Origin of the sequence: Lysinibacillus fusiformis (assembly GCF_002845985.1) — a bacterium.
Taxonomy (GTDB): Bacteria; Bacillota; Bacilli; order Bacillales_A; family Planococcaceae; genus Lysinibacillus; species Lysinibacillus fusiformis_D.
In genome coordinates this window covers 85203-107974 of record NZ_PDFK01000003.1, presented here as the reverse complement: position 1 = coordinate 107974, position 22772 = coordinate 85203, and the positions used below count along the sequence as shown (strand labels likewise).

The 22772-nt window shown below is 33.2% G+C and carries 25 protein-coding genes and 1 pseudogene; 8 read left to right on the top strand and 18 right to left on the bottom strand.

The window, feature by feature from the left end:
* Positions 1-87: 87 nt before the first annotated feature.
* From CRI88_RS11240 to CRI88_RS22485, 7 genes are all read right to left on the bottom strand, one after another.
* Positions 88-891, bottom strand: coding sequence for a nucleotidyl transferase AbiEii/AbiGii toxin family protein (locus CRI88_RS11240; RefSeq protein WP_089932235.1), 804 nt, complete (start codon positions 889-891; stop codon positions 88-90).
* 808 nt (positions 892-1699) lie between these two features.
* Positions 1700-1990: a PF20097 family protein gene (locus CRI88_RS11235; RefSeq protein WP_254777855.1), complete on the bottom strand. Its 291-nt coding sequence runs from the start codon at positions 1988-1990 to the stop codon at positions 1700-1702.
* A 238-nt stretch (positions 1991-2228) separates the two neighbouring features.
* The gene (locus tag CRI88_RS11230) at positions 2229-3017 is read right to left on the bottom strand and encodes a class I SAM-dependent methyltransferase (protein WP_089932237.1); all 789 of its coding nucleotides are present in this window, start codon (positions 3015-3017) and stop codon (positions 2229-2231) included.
* Positions 3005-3436, bottom strand: coding sequence for a BrxA/BrxB family bacilliredoxin (locus tag CRI88_RS11225; RefSeq protein WP_036122610.1), 432 nt, complete (start codon positions 3434-3436; stop codon positions 3005-3007). Before CRI88_RS11225 ends, CRI88_RS11230 begins: the two co-directional genes overlap by 13 nt.
* A 698-nt stretch (positions 3437-4134) precedes the next feature.
* Positions 4135-5052: a hypothetical protein gene (locus tag CRI88_RS11220; RefSeq protein WP_089932239.1), complete on the bottom strand. Its 918-nt coding sequence runs from the start codon at positions 5050-5052 to the stop codon at positions 4135-4137.
* A gap of 21 nt (positions 5053-5073) precedes the next feature.
* Positions 5074-5634: a polymorphic toxin type 35 domain-containing protein gene (locus tag CRI88_RS11215; protein WP_089932241.1), complete on the bottom strand. Its 561-nt coding sequence runs from the start codon at positions 5632-5634 to the stop codon at positions 5074-5076.
* A gap of 403 nt (positions 5635-6037) precedes the next feature.
* Complete coding sequence (locus CRI88_RS22485; RefSeq protein ID WP_089932243.1) at positions 6038-6250, bottom strand: hypothetical protein; 213 nt, start codon at positions 6248-6250, stop codon at positions 6038-6040.
* 529 nt (positions 6251-6779) lie between these two features.
* Between CRI88_RS22485 and CRI88_RS22480 the strand changes: the two genes are divergently transcribed.
* The 3 genes from CRI88_RS22480 to CRI88_RS11200 all read left to right on the top strand — a co-directional run bounded on the left by CRI88_RS22480 (position 6780) and on the right by CRI88_RS11200 (position 9168).
* Positions 6780-6929, top strand: coding sequence for a hypothetical protein (locus tag CRI88_RS22480; protein ID WP_170829800.1), 150 nt, complete (start codon positions 6780-6782; stop codon positions 6927-6929).
* Positions 6930-7386: 457 nt separating this feature from the next.
* Positions 7387-8355, top strand: a complete 969-nt coding sequence (locus tag CRI88_RS11205; RefSeq protein WP_089932245.1) for an exonuclease domain-containing protein — start codon at positions 7387-7389, stop codon at positions 8353-8355.
* Positions 8356-8475: 120 nt separating this feature from the next.
* Positions 8476-9168 carry a hypothetical protein gene (locus CRI88_RS11200; protein WP_089932247.1) on the top strand — a complete coding sequence of 231 codons (693 nt, stop codon included), beginning with the start codon at positions 8476-8478 and terminating at the stop codon, positions 9166-9168.
* A gap of 15 nt (positions 9169-9183) precedes the next feature.
* Here the strand turns inward: CRI88_RS11200 and CRI88_RS11195 are convergent.
* Together CRI88_RS11195 and CRI88_RS11190 are read right to left on the bottom strand one after the other, a co-directional pair.
* A pseudogene (locus CRI88_RS11195) lies at positions 9184-10524 on the bottom strand (IS3 family transposase).
* Between the two features lie 57 nt (positions 10525-10581).
* The gene (locus CRI88_RS11190; RefSeq protein ID WP_089932249.1) at positions 10582-11292 is read right to left on the bottom strand and encodes a hypothetical protein; all 711 of its coding nucleotides are present in this window, start codon (positions 11290-11292) and stop codon (positions 10582-10584) included.
* 382 nt (positions 11293-11674) lie between these two features.
* Between CRI88_RS11190 and CRI88_RS11185 the strand changes: the two genes are divergently transcribed.
* The 3 genes from CRI88_RS11185 (at position 11675) to CRI88_RS11175 (ending at position 13530) form a co-directional block, all read left to right on the top strand.
* Entirely contained in the window at positions 11675-11923 is a 249-nt protein-coding gene (locus CRI88_RS11185; protein WP_089932250.1) for an ImmA/IrrE family metallo-endopeptidase, read from the top strand.
* A gap of 89 nt (positions 11924-12012) precedes the next feature.
* Positions 12013-12210 (top strand): hypothetical protein, encoded by a 198-nt coding sequence (locus CRI88_RS11180; RefSeq protein WP_089932252.1) that lies wholly within the window; start codon positions 12013-12015, stop codon positions 12208-12210.
* 393 nt (positions 12211-12603) lie between these two features.
* On the top strand, positions 12604-13530 hold the full coding sequence (locus CRI88_RS11175) for a tyrosine-type recombinase/integrase (protein ID WP_089932253.1): 927 nt from the start codon (positions 12604-12606) through the stop codon (positions 13528-13530).
* Between the two features lie 134 nt (positions 13531-13664).
* Here the strand turns inward: CRI88_RS11175 and CRI88_RS11170 are convergent, their stop codons facing one another.
* Both CRI88_RS11170 and CRI88_RS11165 read right to left on the bottom strand, forming a co-directional pair.
* Positions 13665-14501 carry a TIR domain-containing protein gene (locus CRI88_RS11170; protein ID WP_089936255.1) on the bottom strand — a complete coding sequence of 279 codons (837 nt, stop codon included), beginning with the start codon at positions 14499-14501 and terminating at the stop codon, positions 13665-13667.
* A gap of 18 nt (positions 14502-14519) precedes the next feature.
* Positions 14520-17597 carry an ATP-binding protein gene (locus tag CRI88_RS11165; protein WP_089932256.1) on the bottom strand — a complete coding sequence of 1026 codons (3078 nt, stop codon included), beginning with the start codon at positions 17595-17597 and terminating at the stop codon, positions 14520-14522.
* A 608-nt stretch (positions 17598-18205) separates the two neighbouring features.
* Between CRI88_RS11165 and CRI88_RS11160 the strand changes: the two genes are divergently transcribed.
* Positions 18206-18538, top strand: coding sequence for a hypothetical protein (locus CRI88_RS11160; RefSeq protein ID WP_089932258.1), 333 nt, complete (start codon positions 18206-18208; stop codon positions 18536-18538).
* 196 nt (positions 18539-18734) lie between these two features.
* Here the strand turns inward: CRI88_RS11160 and CRI88_RS11155 are convergent, their stop codons facing one another.
* From CRI88_RS11155 to CRI88_RS22475, 6 genes are all read right to left on the bottom strand, one after another.
* Positions 18735-19166: a hypothetical protein gene (locus CRI88_RS11155; protein ID WP_089932259.1), complete on the bottom strand. Its 432-nt coding sequence runs from the start codon at positions 19164-19166 to the stop codon at positions 18735-18737.
* Positions 19167-19291: 125 nt separating this feature from the next.
* The gene (locus CRI88_RS11150) at positions 19292-19489 is read right to left on the bottom strand and encodes a hypothetical protein (protein ID WP_036122627.1); all 198 of its coding nucleotides are present in this window, start codon (positions 19487-19489) and stop codon (positions 19292-19294) included.
* Positions 19490-19961: 472 nt separating this feature from the next.
* Positions 19962-20195 (bottom strand): DUF3953 domain-containing protein, encoded by a 234-nt coding sequence (locus tag CRI88_RS11145; RefSeq protein WP_089932261.1) that lies wholly within the window; start codon positions 20193-20195, stop codon positions 19962-19964.
* Between the two features lie 174 nt (positions 20196-20369).
* Positions 20370-20930 carry a DUF4256 domain-containing protein gene (locus tag CRI88_RS11140; protein ID WP_089932263.1) on the bottom strand — a complete coding sequence of 187 codons (561 nt, stop codon included), beginning with the start codon at positions 20928-20930 and terminating at the stop codon, positions 20370-20372.
* Between the two features lie 18 nt (positions 20931-20948).
* Positions 20949-21236 carry an RNA polymerase alpha subunit C-terminal domain-containing protein gene (locus CRI88_RS11135; RefSeq protein ID WP_058843090.1) on the bottom strand — a complete coding sequence of 96 codons (288 nt, stop codon included), beginning with the start codon at positions 21234-21236 and terminating at the stop codon, positions 20949-20951.
* Between the two features lie 225 nt (positions 21237-21461).
* Positions 21462-21620, bottom strand: coding sequence for a hypothetical protein (locus tag CRI88_RS22475; protein ID WP_170829801.1), 159 nt, complete (start codon positions 21618-21620; stop codon positions 21462-21464).
* A gap of 240 nt (positions 21621-21860) precedes the next feature.
* On the opposite strand from CRI88_RS22475, the gene CRI88_RS11130 reads away from it, so the two are divergent.
* A complete protein-coding gene (locus tag CRI88_RS11130) occupies positions 21861-22010 on the top strand; it encodes a YjcZ family sporulation protein (RefSeq protein WP_082673667.1) in 150 nt (49 codons plus the stop codon).
* 381 nt (positions 22011-22391) lie between these two features.
* Here the strand turns inward: CRI88_RS11130 and CRI88_RS22830 are convergent, their stop codons facing one another.
* Complete coding sequence (locus CRI88_RS22830) at positions 22392-22772, bottom strand: gluzincin family metallopeptidase (RefSeq protein WP_257982894.1); 381 nt, start codon at positions 22770-22772, stop codon at positions 22392-22394.

Sequence of the window (22772 nt, the reverse complement as noted above, 5' to 3'; positions counted from 1 at the left end):
TAACTAAAAATGTTTATTCTATTCCCATATAACTACTCATACTATGCAGAAACCCGCGAACAACATAATGTCCGCGGGTTTCTATCGTTATTGCCAAGCCTGATTGTCAAAGTACCACTGCTGGAAAAATTCATGCTCAGCCAATAGCACTTCATGAATTGGGCTGAAAAATTGTTTTAGTACGCCTGTTAATTCGAGTGTAGTGTTTAGCTCAATTGTAAAATGATGGCGCTCAAATAATGCTTCTATATACGCCTGTAAGATACGTCCTTCTATGTTTTGGGTTTGCAACAGTTGATTAACTTCCAACATTGCTTTTGATGTTTTCTCTAAGGCTGGATATTGATACATTTCGATAAATTTTTGTGCTATCACGAATTCCGTTGGATATGTATAAAGCACAGCCACCTCGCTGGCTAGTAAGGTTGGAAACATAATGGTTTTCGGTGTCACTGGCACACTTTCTTTATAGGTTATTCTTACTTCTATGTATGTTGTTGTTTGGCCTAGTGTAGCTGGTATTGTGAAATGAATACCGTCTTCTGTTAAAGCACTCTCTATTTTTTCTGCGTTCCACTCAATGCCATCCTCTGGTACTGCAATCGAACAAATTTCTTTCAATGCTTGTTTCACTATTTCCTGTTGACGAGCACTCGGCTTCGCTAGTAGTGTGATTTCTTTTGTGGGCTTCACCAATCCCTCTGTTAATGCAAATAATAATAAATCCCCTGCTAAGTAAAATTGATCGTTATATGATGAGACAGATAAACGATAAAGGAGCCTTTCTTGACAATAAAGTGATACTAGCTGTTCCCTATTTTCTTGCCGTGCTGCAGCCATTTCTGTTATTTGTGTAAACACATTCGTGGATTGTGTGCTCATTGTTTCCATAAATATCCCTCACCTTTTTGATTTTTCAGTTTTTTTATGTCAGAATTTAGATTCTTACTAAAATTCATGCTTTTATTATCACTTATTTAAGGTATAGAGTAAACGGTAATGTATACCAAAAAAGCCTGTCGTAGCTAGGGACGACAGGCTGGGGAAATTAGACAAGGGGCAGCCTCGCTATTGCGAAACTACCCCTTTAGTATTTATAGGTAACATTCTCGTAAATTGTAAAAGTCTCAACCCAATCGTCTGGGGAATATTATCTTGAAACCAGATTCGTTTCATCACCGCGGTAAAATTCCACTGTGTGCCTTCTAACTTAAGCAACGCAAACCCTACCATCTTTTGCGTCCTTGCAGCCCCAAAGCATGCGCCAGTGTGAATAAGTATCTACAAAAACAAAAAGCAGAATGCCAGATTACAGAAATATGCTACCTAAAATAGCATGTCTCTTATTATAGCACAATGAATTAAATAAGTAAAATATTTTATACAAAATACAATTTCACACTCTTTTTTCACTCTTTACTCTTTCTATTTTATATACCTAAAGGCTCATAAAAATTCCTCTTTAGAAAGGATCTTATTTTAAATAACCAATGTTTTAGCTTTCCCCAAATGAACTGCCCATATTATCAAGCCTAATGTCAGTTAGTGAACTAGTATTACGAAATGCTAATTTCTCCCGTTCTTCATTTCGTATATTTTAGTATAATGAGATTTTTTGTGAAATGAACAAAAAGCCCCGAATAGTGGCGTTTTCTTTATAGCTAAGATTTTCATAAAAAGTTTCATTCTTAACCTTAACTTATTTAATAAGTTTGTTCGGTTCATCTACAAATGCACCTAAAATATAACCGCAATCTTGACAATAGTATGAGGTTATTTTAGAGGAATTTCCTAGATGAGAATTAAGTGGTGCGTTTTTGTTAAATGATTCTTCTGGAAACATGTGGAGCGGAGCATGAACAGCTCGAATAATACCCTTATGAATGTTCTGACTATTACAATTTGGACATGTCTTCAATTCCATCACAATCCCTCCATAAGCTTTTATAAATTCTATTATAAACTTTTTTAAGTCTTCATAAATAGCCATCTCAACAAAAAAACTTAATGGAAAATTTGCACAAGCTAAAATTGTTGAAAGGCTTGCTCTATCCGAGGATCATGGAGAGTAATATTCAGTAGCACTCGCACTTTCAAATATCTGATGCATTATAATGTCCGCTACTACTTCGCTTCCACAAAAATTAAAATGACAAAAGATGCCCAAGTCAGTCATTTCGAACTGTTGGACATCTTTTGTCATATATTCTACATCTATTGGAGCTTGGTCAGACTTCTAGCACACCATAATGAAACTTCGCAGTTACTCTCGTCAATTGCTGGAAACCGTACTGTGCAAACCACTCCGAACGAAAATGTGCCTTTAATACCACCCGCTTTTTCGCTACACGCTTGGCCTCATAGACCCATTCATCCGTTAATGTAACATGCTCACCCGCGAGCCGTAACGCCTGAAAATTATTCGCCTCTTCAATGACCTCTTCAAACATCGGGTCCATATAGACCACATCAAAGTCCTTGTCTGGCAAGGTTTTTAAATAAGCAATCGCTTCAGCCTGAACTACCTCGATTCGTCGCATACAGGCGGTTAATGGTAACTCGGACGTATCATAGGTTTGCGTCCCCCGACTGACAATAAACGCTACATTTGGATTTGCTTCCAGCCCTACTACACGGCCTGTCTCCCCCACGATATAAGCCGCTAACATAGCATCTGCCGCAAGACCTAATGTACAATCCAACACCGAATCACCCTGTTGAAGCTGTGCCGCTTCCAAAAAGGGCTCTGCCTCACCACGAGCAACACGCTTTAGTCGAAACGCTGCAGAATTCGGATGAAAGAAAAAGGGCTCCTGTGCCTCATAGGCATAATATTCATAGCGATTCTTCCCCGCCACCACCACATGTGCCTGCAACTCCTGTGAAATCTTACGAACAGAGCGCTTTTTCCGTGGCTCAAATGTAGCACCTAATATTTGACACGCAAAAGCAGCGAGCGCCATCGATACTTCGTCTGGTCTGCCCGCTGTCGTCACAATCGTTTTTAGTTCTCGCATGTTTGCTCTAACACGCCAGTTAAATGAGAGACAATTTGCTCCACAGGGAATCCCTCGATTTGTTCACGTGGAATAAAGTAAGCCAATTCCCCGTCCTTTAAAATTGCCATAGATGGTGAGCTCGGTGGCACCTCTTCAAAATAACCGCGCATTGCTGCAGTCGCCTCTGGATCCTGTCCTGCAAACACCGTCACAAGATGGTCAGGCTTCACCGCAGCAATTGCCTCGCGCGCTGCTGGACGAGCAAGTCCTGCCGCACATCCACATACCGAGTTAATAACCACTAACGAAGTCCCCTTCGTTTCTGCCATAAACTCATTCACCGCATCTGCCGTTGTCAGCTCCGTAAATCCAGCCTCCACTAGCTCCTCACGCATCGGCTTCACAACCTGCTTCATATATTCATCATAAGCGTTCATGCTTTTACCCTCTTTCATATGTATTCGCAAACCTTATTATAGCAAGGTTTTGTGTGAATGTACAAAGACATGCTTTTTGTTTGAACTTAGAGGGTTTTCGGGGGAAGTGTGACTTTTTTGTAACAGAGAATGAATTTATTTAAAGTCGTTACTTACCTAAAAAATGAATTTCCACAATCTTCATGGAAATAAAAAAGCCCAAGCTTGTACTCTGAACAGCTACCCGTCAAGTAGACAGTTTTAAAAAGATTAAGTGGCCATCTGATGTCGATATTCTATCGGTGTCAGGTGGTTGAGTCGTTATTGGGAGCTTTATAGTTATAAACGTAGATATACTGCTCAACAGCTCGGATCATTTCGTCTTTAGATTGATCTTGTGAAAGTTACAAACACTCGCTTTTAAAATGTGAGAAGAAGGATTCCATGCAGGATTATAGTGGCAATTACCTTTATGAATGGCTACCAATCATCACCCATACCTTTACTTGCGAAACCTTACAAATATTGTATTTTTATGCTATCTTTTGCATACCTTTCTTCTCCCGCCAAATAAGCCTGTACTACTTCTCCAACTCATTTGAATGCGTATCTTTTTCTCAAGATAGAAAAACCCCCTTTAAGGAAAATGTTATCTACAGCGGACTGTAAGTATTGTAACATTGTCTACAAAAAGGGGATCAGCTCAAATTAATGAGTTTTTAATCAAAAAAATCATTCTTTTCATTCTCATTCAATAGATATATTCCTGTATCTGTTTGAATAACAAATTGATTTTTATATTTTAAAAATTCAAATGGTTTAGAATTCAGAGCAATATATGGATCAATTTTCCCACTGTTAGGATTTAAAGTTGCAATGCGTTTATTTTCCATATCACAAATATAAAATCCTTCATTAATATAAGAAATATATTCTGGGTATTGTAAACCTATAAGCTCATTTTCACAATAAATTACATGGAGATCATCATTTATAGCTTCTGGATTTCGTGCAAGTTCTACATCAGTAGTATAACGGTAGATTTTTTCTATTTCAAAACTCGGAAATCTAAATTTTACAACAGAATTCATAGTCGGGGATACACTCCAGACTGCTTGTCCATCTGAACAAATATTATGTAATGTATCATAATAGTCAGAGGTTTCCAACAAAATATATTGCACAAGCTGATCATGCTCATTAAAGTGCAATATGATATTATGGGGCCAGAGAAGACAAATCGTTTCATTTCGTATAGCACATGTCATAAAATTAGTAACATCAGAAAAAATATTATTTGGTATTATATCAAAATCGTAGTTATCTCCCCAATCCTCACCATACGTGTTATTATAGTATTCACTAAGACTAATTAACTTTCTTTTTCCTCCTTCACTTATCCAACATTTTGCTATACTTTCTAGATATGAATAGTTTGATACTTCCAATTGACTAGATATAATACCCCATCTATTATCAAATTTAATTTTCGCATACGATTCTCTTGATATTTCTTTTATATCTTCACCATTATATTGATAATAGTAAGTTTTATTCTCATCTTCAGAAAAACTTGCGAAAGATAATATATTTTCATTTTGTGAAAGTGAATGTCCGTTCAAATGCAATTTTTTCATGAAATTTTCATCCTCATTTTTTTAGTCGATAATCAAATTTGCCCCTGGTTTAGGCTGACTTACCGCACGAAAGAACATATCAAAACTCTCTATTTGACCATCTTTATTAACAAAGCATCTTACTTCGGCAGGTTGATTATTAATATTTGTCCAAATTTGATTATGCCCTTGTTTCAATTTTCCGTTGTCGTCATTTTTTGAAATTATATCAATCCCTCTGTCTACAATTTGCTGTCTATCCTTTCCTAATCTCAGTATACCCCCATCAAGATGCTTTTTTGAAAAAATATGAGCTTCTGTAGCTACAACATTTCTAGCAGTTTTTATTACCTTACCTGTTCTATTCATTGTTGAAATATATTTTCCAGCTTGTAAAACGACTCTAAATATAGGACCTACCCAAAATTGTTGTACTGTCTCATCATTCCCAATATTATCAATCAGAGTGTTAGAATTTAGTTCTTCAGGAAATTCATCACATCCATTACCAGGTATTTCAGTTTCTTGTGCAAAAGCTATGCTTGGTAGAATCATTGCACACAACATAAATGTAGATATTAGACTAATAATAAACTTTTTCAATATATTTACCCTCCAAATTAACGAATTTAATATTCTCTTAACAAATTGATTACTATAGTAAACATACCCTCGAGTTACTAACATCCTATCATTCAAAACCCTTCAATTTCCATTGTTGAATCACGCCACTTTTTGGCGTTAAATTTACATTAAATTTACAATGACCGCCACATAACGCCATCAAGAACGCCATTTTTTGGCGCTTCCTATTTAATTTGGTAATACTAATGTTTCATTTCCAGCGTTTTTAAAAGATACCCCTTGACTTTAAACACATTGTAGTATCTATTCATTTTGTAATCATAAATTAATAATTTGTACTTAAATATCTGTTGACAGTAAAATGCGTTTCAGATACTCAAAATAAAAAGCCCCTCACCAATTAAGTGAACGGTCTTTGATATTAAACGCTACGTTGTGCCATGATAATTTTAAGACCTTCAAAATCGACACCTGTCAACACTCTAGCGTCAAATTTATCTAACCATGACTTATCAATTAATTTTTCGTCTGTGGCTTGTTTAATTAAATCACGCACTGCAGCTTTAATTGTTTCATTCGTAAATTGCATTTTATCATCATCCTTTACAATATTATTTGGAATTGAAGGCTGCATAATTGCTTAGCCATTTGCAGGAAATACATGATGATGAGGGATTAGATAATGTAGAAGCAACTATAAATATGGATTGTACATAATAAAAGTCATTTTAATATCTCGTTTAAATTAGTATTAAAAATTAATACCAGTTTTCAAAAGTTACGTCAAAATAGATTTTTCACTTTTAGTTAAATTAGAATTTCTTTTTATTTAAACTATTCCGTTTAATGATTAGTTAAACTATAATGTTATCGAGGGGTAAGATATGATAAGTACCCTTTTAAAAGTAATGTGTATGGAAAAAAACAATTCAAAAACAATCGTTACATTAAAACTGATTTTTCGAAGATACTACTGATATTGCGCATGCTAACAGACAGCTACTCATTTACATGAAGATGAAGGAGCTGTTATTCGAGCTTCGTCAATATGAAATAAGGACATGCTTTATCTAGTATGTCCTTTATTACTATTCATTTATGTAAATATAAAACATTAATGGTTAACTTATTCACAATAGTGTTTATTGAAGGTGAGAGTTTGTATGAACTATTCATTATTTAAAATTAAAAATTACCAAACAAAATCTATTTCCACACATCAAATTGAGGCTATTACAAAAGTAGTCGCCGTTGTTAAAGCAAAGAATAATGGATTAGAATCTATTATGAACAACCAACATAATGATAAATAGAATTATAGTTTAGGTATTTATGTACCTGAAGATGCTTCTAAATTAGATGTATCTGCTTTAATAAGTCGTGCTGTTGACAAGGATAGAATACCCTACGAAGATTTAGTTGAATTCGCGACTAGTAGAAGTTCTCCTTCCTAAATATACTTTGAAAAATTGGATTATATACTAATCTTTTCCCGAATAATCAGTGTAAATCACACGTTAATTTTTGATTAATAAAAAACTAATTGATGCAGCAGCACCATATAAAAGTAAAACTATACTTATGCATATTTATCTAACTAGCAACCAATGGAGAATGAGATGAAATCACTATACTAAAGAACTTAATTAATTTGATGCAATAGGTGGAAGTACAGTGATTTTAATCACTATCATTTCTCGACTATTTTTTTGACATATTAATAGATATATTTACGCATGACAAAATATACACATAAAAGGAGCAATTGAAATGAAAGGGTTCGTAGCAATTGATTTTGAAACGGCTTCACCAAAAAGTCATAGTGCCTGTTCATTGGGACTAGTAGTTGTAGAAGATAATAAAATTATAAATGAACATTATTTTTTAATGTGTCCAGCCGTTTTCGAAATGCATCCAACTAATAAAGCTATTCATGGACTTGCATTAATTGATGTCATGTTTAAACCAAAATTTCATAAAATTTGGCCTCAAATTTCTCACTATTTCAATGGGGACTATTATATTGTTGCTCATAATGCTCAATTCGATTTAGGTGTGTTAAAGAGCTGCCTCGACTTCTTTAATATTGAAGCTAATGAATTCGATTATTTTTGCACAATACCCTTCACAAATCGGGTATATGGAGGGGATTTTGACCGTTCTTTAAAGACTCGTGCAGAATATTTCAGTATTCCCTTGGAAAATCATCATCATGCATTAGATGATGCTCGTGTTTGTGCTGAGTTGGTTTTACACAGTTTAAAAGCGACAAGTACTCCAACTGTCGAAGAATACCTTCGTGTCTATCGTGATATTCCTATCAAAGCCTTTTCTGTCATTAATGCACCAAATGAATTTGGGAAAAGTAAGTTCCGTTCAACGAAAATTACAGACATACAACCAACAACCAACGCTTTCGATACCACTCACCCACTCTTTGACAAAAAGCTGGTCTTTTCAGGCGAGTTAAAAGCATTTGATAGAACAAAAGCAGCGCAATTAGCAGTCAACTGTGGTGCAATATTAAAAAGTGGCGTTAGTAGCAAAATTGATTTTCTTATTTTAGGACAACAAGACAAAAAATTAGTTGGTAGTAAGGGAAAAAGTACAAAAGAAATTAAAGCTCAAGAGCTAATCGATAAAGGTTTTGACCTTCAAATTATCTATGAAGATGATTTCCTAACACTTCTATCTCGAAAAAATGATCCAGTACATGTGAGGACGGTAGTAAGAAGCTAATTCATAAAAATGTCTTTATATACAATGGTCATCAGCTACTTTTACAACTGAGAAAATATAAAAACTAGATTGAAAAGGACATACTGCAATTATAATTATACATTTGATGGAGGTATTTTTTTGGCTGCAAAATCATTTTTAATATGCAATTCAATAAGATTTAAAGAAGATGACTATTTTGTTCCTTCTCAAATAAAATTATTAGAAGATGAAGGGACACCTGAAGTAAATTTAAAACTTATTGAGGAAAACTTTCACGAAGGTTTTTCTTTATTTCAATGTCATTATGATTATGTGCATAATAAAGTTGGAAAAGTCTTCGATAAACCTTTTACTAGATATTTTGAACCTATGGATTTTTCAACATACTTTCATAGAGAAAATAATCTTGCGCTTGTTCAAGTTAAAACTGATGCCGCACTTGAATTTATTACAGAAATTAATTCAACAAAAGAGTATAAACTTGAACCTCATGACATTAGTTTTGAGAGAATAATTAAATTGGTTCCTGAAATTTCTGGAGCATGGATTGCAGAATTAAAAGGAAAACACCTAAAAACAGCAGGCTTCTTTGGTCCTAATGTACACATGAGTGATGAATATAAAGATGCCATTAAAACAGGAAAAGTTTCATCGATGACAATTAAATGGGTTAGTAAAGAGCATATTGAATATTCAATAACTATTTCAAAAAAAGGTTCTATTACATTATTTAATAATTTTAAAACAATAGAAGAGGAACTTGACTTAGTTAATGATCTATTTCAAAAACTAATTAAACCCCACGCAATTGAAGTGACCCCAAAAAGTTAGACACGGTTATTTCGTTTAGGCAGCTTGGGTAAAATGAGTTCGGTACTGCACCGGACTCATTTTTAATTTTGCCTTCATACGTTTCGTGTTGTAATAGTTTATATAGTTTTCGAGTTCCTTTTTAAAATGCTCGACACTTTTAAATTCCTTTAAATAGAGAAATTCCGACTTCATGATGCCAAAGAAATTCTCCATGACAGAATTGTCGTAACAGTTGCCTTTACGCGACATACTTTGCACAATCCCTCTTGATTGAAGGGCGTGGCGATATTGTTTCATTTGAAAATGCCAGCCTTGATCGGAATGCATGAGGAGCTGGTGTTCTTCTGGCAACCGCTCTAAAGCCTTTTCTACCATCTCTGAAACTAACGAATATGTAGGTCTAGAGCCAATTGTATACGTAATAATTTCGCCATTAAATAAGTCTAAAACAGGAGATAAATAAAGCTTTTCACCAATTAACTTAAACTCCGTAATATCTGTTACCCATTTCTCATTAGGCGCTTTTGCTGTAAAATTGCGATCTAAAATGTTAGGCGCAATTTTACCAACTGTCCCTTTATATGACTTATATTTTTTCATACGAACGATGCGCTTTCATCAGGCGTTGCACTTTCTTATGATTCACTTTTTGCCCACGATTCGCTAGCTCATCACGAATACGACGATAGCCATAACGGCCTTCATGTTCCTTATAGATTTCTTGAATTTCGGCCTTTAACTCGGCATCTGGATCGGGACGATTCATCTTCTTTACTAAATCATAGTACGTGCTACGTGGAATTTCTGCGAACGCTACAAGCGCCTTCACCGAGTATTTATGCCTTAATTCATAGATAACTTTTACTTTGTCTTCTTTGGTGATTTTTCCTTGGCTTGAACTAAGGCGTTTAACTTTTTTAAATACTCGTTTTCCATACGTAGACGATTGATTTCTGCTTGAAGTGCTTCTGGTGAGCCTTCTACTGGTGCTTGTTTTGGTTGTTTATTTATTTCTTTTTTCATGGATGGACGCCCCTTTTTCTTTGATTGAAGGGCATCGAATCCTTTTGTTTCAAATTGTTTTTTCCAAAAACGAAGTGTAGAAGGAGTAGCTATATGAAAGATAGCTGTCGTTTCAAGTAAGGACGTACCGTTTTCAATCATATAGTTTAGTACGTCTAGTTTAAACTGTGCCGAATAATTTGTATATCGTTTTATAAACGCTTCTACGCCGCTATACTCATATTGTTTCACCCAATTAAGAATCGCTTTGTGATCTGTTCCAATTAATCTAGCAATTTCATGTGAACTTTCTTTACCTTCTATGTAGCGTAGGGCTGCTTGTAATTTTTCTTCTGATGTATATTTAGCCATATAAAAACTGCTCCTCCAATTGTTAGATGTGTCTAACAATTGGGGAGCAGTTCAAATTTAGCGTGGGGATATTGTTAAATATTCCTCTGAGAAATTTCTTAAACTTTGTAAGCTATTTGTATTTATACTTATTCGTTCTTTATTAACTACTATTTTTTCGTTTTGTATATTAAATTGAATTTTAAAAGTTTCAATATCCCTAATATCAAGCCTTCTTAAATATAATCCATAATAAGGATTTTCCCCTTTAAAATATATATCTAAATAGTATTCACAACGATCGTTTTTTAATTTACTGGGTATATCCTCCAAAATATTTCCTAGTTCGGTTTTAATAATATGTGTTGATCTTCTATACGATACCTCTAGATCACTAAGCTCTATCCTAATACTTTCTCGGTCAATTACTACTTCGAAAGATAAAGTCCCTACTTTATAAATCCTGCGAACATTACTTACTTGAAGAACCTTACTACTTTCTTTATTTAGAAAAATCTGATCTAATTTTTCAAATACTTGTTCATTAAAAGTACCATAATATTCAATAGACATATTCCAAATACATTCAGGATTAGTGAACTTATACCAAAGATTCTTACAAGTTAAATAAAACCATTCGGATTTATTCCATGATAATTGTAATGCAAATAATAACCAACCTAAAATTATAGTTCCATTAGCAAAATAAGAAGACGGATTAATTTTTATGTTTATTATCATTAATACGACCGTTGTAATCCATGCCAATATTAAAATAATTTTCTTCATTCTCCTCCCTCCTCCTTATCTAATATTAAACAACTACTTTGTTTGATTCAATAATATAAATTACAATTATTTTTTCTATTTTATCACAAAAAGAACATTTGTTCTATAATTACGATTAACAAAAAGCAAATAATATTTTATTACAGTAAAGAACAAACGTTCTTATTTTGATTGGAGTTGATTTAATGGATTACTCTACACACAGAGGATTTTATCCTGAAATTTTATAGTTGTATGGGCATATTAACATCCCAACAACTAGATTATCAAAAGATGCTTTTAAACTTGGAATCCATTTATTTTATTGGACTGATAAAAGCCAAACGCTCTTTTTAAAAGAAAATGCATATATCTTTATTAATGAACGACTATCTAAACAACAATGGTAAGAATTTTCGCACATGTACTTTTACATACTGGTCATCAAGGACGTATGTCTCCCCTTTTTCGAGAATACCAGGAGAACAAAGCAAACCATTTTATGTATCATGCCTGTGTCCCCTCTTTCATGCTGGACGAAATAGAGCCAAATAATCTCACTGTCGAATATATACAGGAGCAATTTAATGTGGAATGTGATTTTGCCCGCAAGCGGTTAGAACAGTATCTAAGTAAATGGTACTTATTCTGAATTGGAATGGGCAGTCAATCTGACTTTATTTTATAGTTGGAAATAAAAAGATATAGGCATTCAAAATTATTGAAATGTAGGTGAATAAATTGAGCTTAGGTAAGTTATTAAAGGAACTCCTTGGTGATGAGGGTTTACGTGATGCAGCAAAACGTATGGACATTACGTATTCCTACTTAGCTATGCTTGAAAGAGGAAAAGATCGTCGCACTGGTAATCTTCCCAAACTACACCAGAAACTTTGCAACAAATCGCTAACGCCTATAAATATGATTATTATAAGTTAATAGAAGTGGTAGGTTTCTCGGATAACCCTTTTTATAATCCAGCATTAAAAGAACCTTTTGCTCACAATCCCACATTACAGCAATGGTATAAGTCTCTTCTCTATTGCAATGAGCAAGATGTTGAAAAACTAAAAATAATCTGGGATGTAATTCATGAAGGTGGTGACAACTAGTACATTTCGTTCAAATTAATAAGACTACATGGCGTTGTACTGGTGAGGGCCCCAGCAACTCTTCAACTGGTAAACTTTCACAAATTACACGTCGTGGTAAAAGTAAAGGCGAAGCTCGGGAAAGAGTAGAAAAGCTATTGTTGAGTTAAAGAAAGCATATACCTTTGATGCAAAGATTACATTTGATGAATTCAGCCAAGATTGGTTGAAGCTCTATCGGATGAAAGGTAATAAGGAAACGACTAATGAACATCGTGCCTACTGCATTTCCCTATTCAATCGTTACATAGCGAAAAAGAAAATGACTGCCATCTCAACAATTGAATTACAAGGAGTATTCAATCATCTATTTGAAAACGGCACAGCTTTTAATACGCTACGTGGCACTCATAATGCAGCAAAAATGATTTTTGCCTATGCTAAAGAAACGGGTTTGATTGAGATGAATCCTGCAGAAGCTGCTTTTGTACCGAAAAAGAAAATGACTTTAGAGGAAATTACTACTGAGGAAACAGCAAAGTTATATTTAGAGACGGATGAACTGAAGGAATTTTTAAATTATGTGGACAAGCACCGTAATAACATGTATCGCACTTTGATTTACAGTATCGCTTTTACAGGAATGCGCCCAGGAGAAGCTGTTGCTCTAAAATATGAAGATGTCGATTTAGAGAAGAAGGTTATTCATATCAACAAAACCGTCTATGCGAAAAAAAGCGTACGAGGTGACTTCGAGCTTACTCCCCCAAAAACATTTGGTAGTATCCGCTCTGTGGATATTGATTATATTGTGGTAGAAAAATTAAAACAGCTCTACCAATGGCATAAAGATCGTGAATGGATAAAATCAGATTTTATATTCGGTGACAAGGAAGGCATCCCTCCTACTGTCAAGATGCTAAACCAAACCGTCCGACGGCTTGGTGCCAACACCGACATCAAAAAACAATTCCGTACCTACATCCTCCGTCATACTCATATAAGTTTATTGGCAGAGGCTGGTGTCGACTTAAATTTCATTATGAATCGTGTTGGCCATAAAAACTCTGATACTACCACTAAGATTTATTTGCATGTTACTTCTGGGATGCGAGCAGTTGCTACTGAGAAAATGTATGATAAGTTTACAGAATTATTGAAGAACTAATCTTCAAAACTAAACTATAATTTATTGAGTCTTAAATATAGTATTTAATGCAAGATTTAATTGTGTAATTTTAAAAATTGTAAAAGCCAGAATAGTTTTCTGGCTTTTTACATTTGTTATATTTCTAGTTCTATTTATGAAAACAGTCTATTGGCATCAATTACATATCCAGAACTTATCATTTCTTTTATCAGTGAATTCTTCCATGCCCCGTTTGTATCCATTTCAACATAAACTACACCAGAAATATCATTTGGTTTTTCAACTTGTGATTTTACCAATGCACAAACATTGTTACGACCTATTTTCCCCATAAGATAGCCATGCTCAAATATAACATTTTGACGAGCTCTTGGATTCAATTCATGATCATTTTTTGCTTTACCTAAGTCACATGGTGTATATAAAACTATTGCAAATCCTACATTAGAATGCTTTTCAATTTTCTCTATAATAGTGTTGCCACTGCTTGCTTGCTCATGTAATATTATCGCTTTTAATCCTAGACTTTCTACAAATCTAGCTGTTTCTTCTTTAGCCAAAATATCATGACCGTGAACGATAAATACTTTTGATTTATCCAAAACAACATCCCCTTTGCACTTGACTAATTCGCTTTGCTCATAAATGTACTTATTATCATTAAACAATATTGGTTCATTTAATCTCTTAACTTTAATAGCATAGATATTCTTATTTTCCATAAACATTTTTTGGATTTGTATATCTGGTTTTGGACTTAATAAATTTAGTGTATTACTAATAATTGATTCTGTATTAAAATCATCACTTAAACCAACAATTTCAAATCTATTACTTTCCCGAATTGCACCTAAAACTATATATCCACCTTCTGTATTTGAGAGCCCACTAATTATTGCAGCCATTCTTTTAGAAGGTATTAGTACAGGATTACATATTATTGAATCAAAATTTCTTTTTTGAATAAGGTCTAAAAGCTCATCATGCATGTTTAAATATATATCCCCTTATATTATTTTTTTTAGTGGAATTCTATTCAGCCCCGTGATTTTCAACATTTTCCCAAATGTGATTTTTTGAGGTGGAGATTTCTCATCAGCAATCCATAACTCACAATCTTTTTCATAATCAAGTATATCCTTTTCAGAATCATAATAAATTATTACTTGATCATAATCAGCAGGTCTTATTATAAGATAAATATCTTCTCCATTTTTAGTAACCGAAAAAATTGTTTTAGAAATTTCTTCAGGATCACTTACATCGTATTCTGATTTAGTTTCTAAATGTTCAAATACTTTTTTAATTGAGCGATTAATAATTTTCTGAACAAACTCAAATTTGATTCGATCTTTTTCTGATAAATGAATAAAATTATCTGAAAACAACTTATTACTAAAAGCTGCATCTAATTCTGTTTGTGAAAAAATACCTAATTGTATTAAGATTTCTTCAGTTAAATTTTGTTTATATTCTTGATTTTCTTCTATTTGAGATAATTTTACTTCAAGTATCCTTTCTAAACTATTAAAGTCCTGAATATCATACTTATCCATTATCTCATCATATTTTATCGCTTTTTCCATACTTTCAGCTATTTCGGTATCATCATATAATTTATGTTTATTTTTATATAGTTCTGGGAAAAGTTCTTTAGCTAAATCTTGATTATCCTTAAACCATATTAATATTTTTTTGTGAACCTGTTTTATGTCCTCATCTTCTGATGCATCACGATTCAGCTCAATTATTAATTTTGTTATATCTTCAGCAATATTTGTTTGATTTTTCGTTCTATTTTCAGGTAATTTTAAAAATATTTCTTTACTTAATAAATTTTCTCTAATATCCAATCCCAATTCTCTTAATATATCTTTTAAAAAATCTTCAGTTGTACCATCATCTAGAAACAAATTGTCTTTAATATGGAAAACACCATTTTGATTTGGTAGTATTGGTTTATCACCATTATTAACATGATAATCGTATTGATTTTCATTTAGAAATGAAACAAAATTATTAAGCCATTTTAATGTACTAATTTGGTCTGTATTCAAAACCTCAGATAATGTTTCGATGTTCTTATAATTAGATATTTCATTTACTAAATACTCAATTACAATTTTATCAATATTTTCCCAAATATCTAATGACCAGTTTAATATTTCACTTTTATCATGTATTTTATCTTTAAAGATATCCTTGGAGAAATCATAAATATCATTTCTTATCTTTGGAAACTCGTCTTCAAAGTTGAAAAGTGAAACTGTATAAAAACATGCTTCTAAGTTAATGTCATAGGAAATTATTTCATTTATTTTATTAATAGCATCTTTTTGATTTTTTGAAGATAATAAAATTTGGTCTCCTACATGAATTTTTCTGTTTAATAATCTTTCTCTATAATCTTCTCCTAAAATATCCAGTACATTTTTTAATTCCTCATCAATTTCTTCATCATAATTAAGTTCCGTTCTTTTTTTAAAATGACCTTTTTGATTAGGTATTACAGCAAATTTATCTCCAATAATTTCATTAATAAATTTACCTTCCTCATTTAATATTTCAAAGTAAAGATTAATCCAGTCAAAAGCTGCTATATCAATTAATTCGGAAGCCAGATAATCTATATTTTTTCTTTCTTGCAAACTAGAAGTTAAAACTTTTAATGTTAAATTATATTTATCACTCCACATTACCTGATACCAATTATCTATTTCCTCTTGTACAGGGAGTTTTTCTGGTATCCAACAACTACTTATTTCCCATATCTTACTTCTTATTTTTAAGTTATTATGTGAAGGGAACCATACCTTAGTTTTTCCTATTTCATCAAGTATAGAGATTCTATCTCCTTTAAGGGTATCAACAATCGGGGTATTCAATAGTTTATTTTTTATTGGATCCGTGATATTTTTTTTTAACCACTCATTTGAAAGCCAGTCCTCATGTATTGAAGAGTTTATACTTGATGCAAATAAATACATTTTCCCCCAATTATGCTTTGAAGCATAGTTTAATAAATCACAATATAACTCTAAAGCAATAGACATAATAGTAACATTCTCAATAATTTTTTCCTCATTACTATCTTTTAAATAAACCCCATTCCTAGGATCAGTTGGATTAAAATAAGGACTATTAATTATAAAAGGGAACGGGAAACTTTCAGTACCAATTAATGGGAAATGACAAAATAATTTAGGAATAGTATTTTTAATTTCTTTAATAAAAATTTTGTTTTGTATTTCTTCAATTTGGAGAGCCAGGGTTACATTATGTTTAGCTATTGTTAGAATCTTGTATTCATTTCTTTTATCACCAGTTTGTTCTATTACAGTATTAATAGCTATATTTTCACTTAATTTAATAACTTCCCTTTCTAACTCAAATTTAGTATTTAAATTTTCAATATATATGCTTTTGATTTCTGGTAATAAAGTTAAAGTAAATATAATATTATTAAGTAAATCCTCTAAACCTTGTTCAGCAATTTCAATACCTCTTTCATCAAGGTCATATGTAAATACAGTATTTAATTTATTTGGGTTAAAATCCTCTACGCTGGGGGAGGTGTCAATTTTTTTTAGCTGACTAAATGAAGCTTCAACTGATTTAATTATAGTATCAATATCCCTCCCACTTCGGTCGAGTTTAATTTCTACTTGTTTATATGGTTCATCTGGTTCTTTTAAAATCCCATTGATAACTACAATTTCAGATAATAAATGAGTAGTAAGAAAACCGGTTCCAAATTTACCAGTTTCTTTGTTTTCTCCATTTTTCGTTCTTTCTTTTGTAGAAACTTGCTTAAGTAAAAATGTAATATTTTCTGACGTAAACGGTTTACCATTATGACTAAATTCTAATATTTTTTTAGTTTTATCTAAATTTATCCTAACAGATACTTTATTGTTTTCGTACGATACGTCTTTTGCATTTTGAAGGAGTTCCCATATCCAACGCCTCGAATTTTTTTCGTTAGCATTAAGTCTCAAATCATCCATTAAATACAATATTTTGGTTGCGAATTGATGATTTATTGCTTTTTTATCGGCTTCATAAATTTTATCAACATATACCATTTGTCATACCTCCCATAATTACTCATTACTCATTACCCATTAATATTATACTTAATTTACCAATATCATTCTACTAAAATTACATTGGATCCAAATAATAATATATTTCCCTAAGCGTTTACTCTGAGTTATTTTAGAAGGACAATATATATATTTCCGTTTACTTTTCGTGACTTTTTTCAAAAACCATACTAATTTAACCTCTACAAACGTTGATATACCAAGGAACAAAAAAGCATGAACGCTTATATTCATCATAAGTATTCATGCTTTTACCCTCTTTCATATGTATTCGCAAAGCATATTTTAGCAAGATTTTACGAATGCACAAAGACATACTTATTATTCAATTTCATGAGTTTTAGAGAGAAATGCGAATTTTTTTGTGTAACGGATAGTTATTTTATCTAGGGTCGTTATACATCCAAAAATGGAATTTATACAATCGATATTGCTTTTTCATCAAAACAAAAACGCCCAGGCTCAAATCAATTCAATAAATGTACATATTTGTCTATAAAATATGTACAGACACTAAATTATTCCAGATTTTGTTCGATAACAAAATGGATTCATAAATTATTTAATAGAAAGGAGTAAATTCAATTATGATCTCTTCTCAATTTTCAAACATGCAATATTTAATGGCACGTCGGTCTTCATCTAAGTATTATGGGTTAACAAAACAGACTGGCAATGAAGCTAATAACTCTTCTACAAAGGGTCAAGAGAGAATTAACAGTGTGAGTAAAATTATTGAAGAAAGCAAAACCTCCAGACTCTCTGCTAAACAGATTGAAACACTTAAAAGTGCTGCTAAGGATGGTTTGTTAGGCTCTAGTGCTAAAACATTAGGACCATGGGGGAAACACAATCTCCAAAAAATTTTATCAAACACTAAGCACAATTCAACATTAAACGCTTATCGAAATTCAATCTAATTAGCATTCAAACACCCTCCAAATAATTAGAGGGTGTTTTTAAATTTACAAAGTGGAATTTCTAATTTTCAAACCCTCTTTGAATAGCCTACATATGACTCGATTAATTAATTACTCCATCTCATGTGTGCGGGTTTCAGGAAAAAATGAACAGTGGAATCCTTGAATCGGTGTCGTTTCACACCTGTCTTATAGATTAGATCCCCAAAACAGAAATGAACTGGGTTGTTGATCTTTTTTGCATGATCCAAGATTGAAATTCCGTTATCATAGTAATTAGCTGTTGGACATTAGTATCATAGTTTTCTATGAACTCCTGCTCTGAATAGCCGTATAAAAATCCTATACCCTCTTTTAATGAATTAGGATTGGGCTTACTATTTAAAAATTGTTTCATTCTTTCCAATTCCTGATTGATTAGATCCCATATACCCACCTCTATTTCATTGAAAGCAAAATAATCGAATTTCTTGTAGTGCTTGTCGATCGCAGGCAAAATGTATCCGAAGTTGTCTTCGGTAAAGTAAATAGAAGAACTATTCCAGCATTCGCCCCTGTATTGATCTGGCAAAATCTCGATATAACATGAACCTTCGAGTGAATTCGTATCATAAATTATTTCAATCATTAAGCCTGCTCCCTCCTATTAGTGAGAGTAAAATTTATTGAGACTCTCTGATTATATCTGGTAATCTGAAACTTTCACTATATAAAAAGAGTCACTTTCTATTCAGTGGCTCTTTCACCAATTATTTAAAATTTTTCTGGTTTTACCACTTTAAAGGAAGCTACTTCCCCACAGTTTTTACAGAAAGTCATCAAAAGTGGTGACCCTACTGCCATTATTGCTCCTATAGGTCTTATATTACCTTGACTCGTCGTACCCCCAACCTGCCCAGTTGTAAAGGTATCTCGACCGCAAACCTTGCAAACTAACTTTTCATTTCCCATTATCTCACCTCTTTATGTAATTAATGTAAATTATAACATAAATCACTCCATCTCGTTACACGCTCTAGCTAACGCTGAGGATCGTGTCAGTCCATTCAAAATTTCAACATTATGTATATAATCAAATGGAAAAGGACCAAAACGTTCTTATTATTCAGTTTGTTATTACTTGTAGGGTGTAATGTGAAAACAGAGTAACAATGTTTGCATTTCCTGATGAATGGTGACGGGACAAGGGGCAAATAGTGAAGGGAATAGACAAGAAATAGGACATGCTGTGAACATCGAATTAAAAATGCCATGCAAAACGTCAACATTTTAATAGAACTTCATACAGATGAAGGACCTTTATATAAACTGGAAGGATTTGATTAAGGAAGGTTTTATTTATACGATATGTATTATTTGAATGAAGAAGTAGTTCCTGCTTTAATCAAACTGATTGATTCTTGAAACAACCCTACTTCTTCCGTTAAATCAAGACAAAGCTTTGAATGGACACATAGATTGAAAATAAAAATAGCCCGATTAGCAACCACCCATAAACGGTTCTCTGTTTTTGACATTCTTGAACGCCTAAAGTGAACAAGAATAAGCCTAAGAACAATATCATGAGGTAATTCAGTTGGAAATCACGTGTGATTAGTCCATAAGCAGCGAGAGAAATACCAATGATTGAGAAAATAATTTTCAAACAATTTAACATTACTTTCCACCTCCTTTTTTAGTTTATCATACAATGTAAGATAACTAGACATTCGAAAGGCTTCTTATGTAATATTGTTTCCTTATGTTTTCAGCATTAGATGCTAGCGTGAACCCCCTTTCCCATAGAAAAAGGCATGTGCTCGACTGTATATCGAACACATGCCTTTATTTCTTAAACTCGTAATGAGCCACGGAAGCCCCTTGCTGCGTAGTAGGATTCTGCTCCATTGTGATACATAAAGATCGTGTCATAGCGACGGTCGCAGAAGATGGCGCCGCCGAGTTTTCGAATGTTGTCGGGTGTTTGTACCCAGCTCGATGTTTTTAAATCGAATTTGCCAAGCTCTTGTAGATGTCGATATTGCTCTTCTGTTAGAAGCTCAATGCCCATATCCTTGGCTACATCCATCGCCGTATTTTCTGGCTTGTGATTTTTTCTGGCTTCCCATGCTTCACGGTCGTAACATAAACTTCTGCGACCTTTAGGGCTTTCCGCAGAACAATCATAAAAAATGAACTCGTCTGTATTTGCATCATAGCCAACTACATCTGGTTCACCGCCCGTTGCTTCCATTTCATGGAGCGACCCTAGTTTTTCCATATTAGTCTCTAGCTTAGCCTGTACATTAGCCCAGTCAAGCCCTTCATGACGAGGCGTATTTTTCTCAAAACGAACTTGCAAAGTATGGATTAGTTCCTCGCGTTGCTCTTGTGATAATTCCTTCGTTGTCATCTTCGTCTTCCCCCTCGCTTATTTAAATGACAAGCCTTCTTCTTCCAATGAAGATTTCATAATGGGTAAGGAGGCTGGTCCAATACCATGTATTTTTAATATGTCCTTTTCCGTATACGTAGATAGCTTTTCCAACGTATCAATGCCTTCATGTACTAAAGCGTTTCTTGCAGGTGCACTGAGTTTTGAAAGGAAGCCACTAGTTGGTTTATTTTCTTGATCACATGTAGGGCAACTTGGACAATCCGTGCTTTTGTAAAAGGTATGTCCTTTTTCACAAACTTTTAACTTTTTTTCTGCAGCCAAATTAAGCCCTCCCATCAAATCTCGCATCTAATTCTAACATACTTTACAAATTTAAATCGATTGTCAATACTATGTTTAACATTTTCTAATTGCATACTCAGTTTCGACACCATTTTAAATAAAAATGTAATATCTTTAGTAAAATTGAATAGCATTGGCTCTGAAAACAGAATAGAGGGATTCAAAAAAGGCACTATTTCGCATAAGAATAGTGCTTTTACTGTATTACTGTCTCTTTTCAACAAACAACAAAATGAGTGTTGCCAATGGACCTAATACAAGAGAAAGTAAAAACCAATTTAACCCCGATCTATTCTTCCCTTGTGCAAGCCCAGCATTTATCAACGCCAATGTGCCCCAACCTGCGAAATATTGGTTATCCATCTTCTGTCCTCCTGTTTCATTTAACTATGCTACATCTCTTCACAAATTTAATCATAACATATCCAAATAACATGCTTCCTGAAAGGTGTCTCAACAAATAAAGGGTTTTTTTCTATTTATGTTTTATATTGTTATATGAATCTCTGGCGAATCAAAAGAAAAAAAGCAATCATAGGGTAAATACCATTTCCCCTTTCTGCATCGATACATATTATATGTTGTAGAAAGGGGGGATTTTCAGTGGGATACAGTGGAAACGTAGGTAATATTAACAACAGCTGCTATTATGGCGGCGACTCTGGCGGTGGCGGCTATTACGGATCAACATTCGTATTAATCGTCGTGTTATTCATTTTATTAGTTATCGTTGGCGCTTCTTTCATGTATTAATCATCCCAACTAGCACCTAGAACACCCTTTTACACGCTGCTAAAGCCGTGTAAAGTCATTTTAACCATTATATAAGGGTCGCTTTACCAGCCTAGTGACCCTTTTATATTTCAAGTATCAGAGGTTTGCCATGGTAGACCGTTTAACAACATACTAAGAATGCTTAAAGGCATACTCGGAATCATATTGATTATGGTTATGTTGATTGCCATTACGGTTGACGATACGGTATGGCTCAAAAATATATTATTAAGAATCATTGGTGTCCTGTCCATTTTACAGGGCGTTCATTTAGTACATAGACAATTTCATCCGCATGCATACAAAAGAAAACCCAGGAACTCAAAATAAAGAGCACTTGGGTATGCTTGATGATTTAAATTATTCCTTCTTAAAATATTTTGGATCAAGTTGAATAAGAGTTGTATTCATATCATAAAAATTTCCCGACTTAAATTTTTCCTCATGAGTAAATCCTTTTTGATTTTGAATAAATGCTAACCACTCCTTTTCTAACTCACCGCTATTCTTTCCGTAAACTTCCTCTACTTTTTTTGCTAAATCTTTCTCATTGTAGATCTGTTCAAACTTTTCTAGTCCGTAGGTATCAATTAAATATTTTGTAAATGAAGCCGCATGTGTGTAGCTCAGCTCCATAAGGATTTGATTCTCTTTTATATTTGAAAGTTTTGGGCGAAAATAGGCATCATCTTGATTTGGATCAATTAACTTACTAATAGGAATTAACTTGTCTGAATCCAT

Bases quoted from the DNA above. Each gene is read 5' to 3' on its own strand.
- CRI88_RS11190 (WP_089932249.1), bottom strand. From the start codon at position 11,292: ATGAAGAAAATTATTTTAATATTGGCATGGATTACAACGGTCGTATTA.
- CRI88_RS11175 (WP_089932253.1), top strand. From the start codon at position 12,604: ATGAAAGGTAATAAGGAAACGACTAATGAACATCGTGCCTACTGCATT.
- CRI88_RS11220 (WP_089932239.1), bottom strand. From the start codon at position 5,052: ATGAAAAAATTGCATTTGAACGGACATTCACTTTCACAAAATGAAAAT.
- CRI88_RS22480 (WP_170829800.1), top strand. From the start codon at position 6,780: ATGAACTATTCATTATTTAAAATTAAAAATTACCAAACAAAATCTATT.
- CRI88_RS11150 (WP_036122627.1), bottom strand. From the start codon at position 19,489: ATGGGAAATGAAAAGTTAGTTTGCAAGGTTTGCGGTCGAGATACCTTT.
- CRI88_RS11145 (WP_089932261.1), bottom strand. From the start codon at position 20,195: ATGTTAAATTGTTTGAAAATTATTTTCTCAATCATTGGTATTTCTCTC.
- CRI88_RS22830 (WP_257982894.1), bottom strand. From the start codon at position 22,772: ATGGATTCAGACAAGTTAATTCCTATTAGTAAGTTAATTGATCCAAAT.
- CRI88_RS22475 (WP_170829801.1), bottom strand. From the start codon at position 21,620: ATGGATAACCAATATTTCGCAGGTTGGGGCACATTGGCGTTGATAAAT.
- CRI88_RS11170 (WP_089936255.1), bottom strand. From the start codon at position 14,501: ATGCATGATGAGCTTTTAGACCTTATTCAAAAAAGAAATTTTGATTCA.
- CRI88_RS11185 (WP_089932250.1), top strand. From the start codon at position 11,675: ATGGTAAGAATTTTCGCACATGTACTTTTACATACTGGTCATCAAGGA.
- CRI88_RS11240 (WP_089932235.1), bottom strand. From the start codon at position 891: ATGGAAACAATGAGCACACAATCCACGAATGTGTTTACACAAATAACA.
- CRI88_RS11160 (WP_089932258.1), top strand. From the start codon at position 18,206: ATGATCTCTTCTCAATTTTCAAACATGCAATATTTAATGGCACGTCGG.
- CRI88_RS22485 (WP_089932243.1), bottom strand. From the start codon at position 6,250: ATGCAGCCTTCAATTCCAAATAATATTGTAAAGGATGATGATAAAATG.
- CRI88_RS11140 (WP_089932263.1), bottom strand. From the start codon at position 20,930: ATGACAACGAAGGAATTATCACAAGAGCAACGCGAGGAACTAATCCAT.
- CRI88_RS11230 (WP_089932237.1), bottom strand. From the start codon at position 3,017: ATGCGAGAACTAAAAACGATTGTGACGACAGCGGGCAGACCAGACGAA.
- CRI88_RS11235 (WP_254777855.1), bottom strand. From the start codon at position 1,990: ATGGCTATTTATGAAGACTTAAAAAAGTTTATAATAGAATTTATAAAA.
- CRI88_RS11165 (WP_089932256.1), bottom strand. From the start codon at position 17,597: ATGGTATATGTTGATAAAATTTATGAAGCCGATAAAAAAGCAATAAAT.
- CRI88_RS11205 (WP_089932245.1), top strand. From the start codon at position 7,387: ATGAAAGGGTTCGTAGCAATTGATTTTGAAACGGCTTCACCAAAAAGT.
- CRI88_RS11225 (WP_036122610.1), bottom strand. From the start codon at position 3,436: ATGAACGCTTATGATGAATATATGAAGCAGGTTGTGAAGCCGATGCGT.
- CRI88_RS11155 (WP_089932259.1), bottom strand. From the start codon at position 19,166: ATGATTGAAATAATTTATGATACGAATTCACTCGAAGGTTCATGTTAT.